At 67.8% G+C, this 1,146-nt stretch carries 2 protein-coding genes; both read right to left on the bottom strand.

What is annotated here, in order from left to right:
- Positions 1-579: malonic semialdehyde reductase (locus tag FHS31_RS16225; protein WP_167075493.1), on the bottom strand; the 579-nt coding region annotated here is incomplete at its 3' end.
- Positions 576-1,146 (bottom strand): fumarylacetoacetate hydrolase family protein (locus FHS31_RS16220; protein ID WP_167075491.1); only part of this gene is annotated, 571 nt, incomplete at its 5' end. The genes FHS31_RS16220 and FHS31_RS16225, both read right to left, overlap by 4 nt.

Raw genomic sequence — 1,146 nt, 5'->3', positions numbered from 1 at the left:
GCATGCCTGTTCGAAGGCGAGGCGGGGAGCGCGTGGGGTGAGTTTGCTCTCATCGCCGTATCCGAGGTTGATGAGGAAGTCGGACTTGAACCGGCCGTCTGGGAAGAACTCGGCGTCGGTCTTGGCGCGGTCGAACCCGGACATTGGGCCGCAGTCGATCCCGAGCGAGCGCGCGGCGAGGATGAGGTAGGCGCCCTGCAGCGTCGCGTTGCGGGTCGCGGTCTCGGCGGCGACCACGGCATTGTCGGCGAACATCGGCCGGATGTCGCGGCCCGGCGACAATGGTCCCACCTCATCGTAGAAGCGGCTGTCGGCGGCGACGATCACGCAGACGGGCGCGGCCATCGTCTTTTCGACGTTGGGCCCCCACAGGCAGGGCTTGAGCCGCTCCTTGGCCTCGGGGGATTTGACGAACACGAACCGGCCCGGATTGGTGTTGGCGCTGGTCGGCGCCCACTTCAGCCGCTCGTAGAGCTGGTGCAGCACCGCATCCGATATCGGCTGGTCGGTCCAGGCCTTGTGGGTGCGCGCGTCCTCGAACAGCGCCGCCGCCGCCGCCGGATCGATCGTCGTGCTCATGCCATCTCCTCCTCGCGCAGCACGCTCGCTGCCCAGCCCCTGGGCGCGGACGAGGCCACCACCTTGTTCTCGATCGCGCCGATGCCCTCGATCTCGCAGCGCACGACATCGCCCTCCTGAAGGAAGGTCGGCGGCGTCATCGCCACCCCGACACCGGACGGCGTCCCCGACGCGATCAGATCGCCGGGCTCGAGCGTGAACGCCGCCGACAGATAGGCGATCTGCGCCCAGACATTGTGGATCATCTCGGCGGTGCTGCACTCCTGGCGCAGCGCGCCGTTGACATAGCAGCGCAGCATCAGCGCATGCGGATCGGGCAGCTCGTCGGCGGTGACGATCCAGGGGCCGATCGGGCCGTGCGTATCGAACGACTTGCCGATCGTGAAGGTCGGCGTGTGGAACTGCCAGTCGCGCGCGGTGACGTCGTTGGCGACGACGTAGCCGAACACATGGGCCGGCGCGTCGGCCTCGGAGATATACTTCCCGCCCTTGCCGATCACCACGCCGAGCTCGGCCTCGTAATCGAGCTTCTCGGTCACGCCCGGATCGATAGCGTCATAGGGGCCG

This window comes from Sphingomonas vulcanisoli (assembly GCF_011761305.1).
Lineage (GTDB): Bacteria > Pseudomonadota > Alphaproteobacteria > Sphingomonadales > Sphingomonadaceae > Sphingomonas_I > Sphingomonas_I vulcanisoli.
The sequence above is the reverse complement of the archived record's forward strand: the minus strand, read 5'-3'. Positions and strand labels throughout refer to the sequence as shown.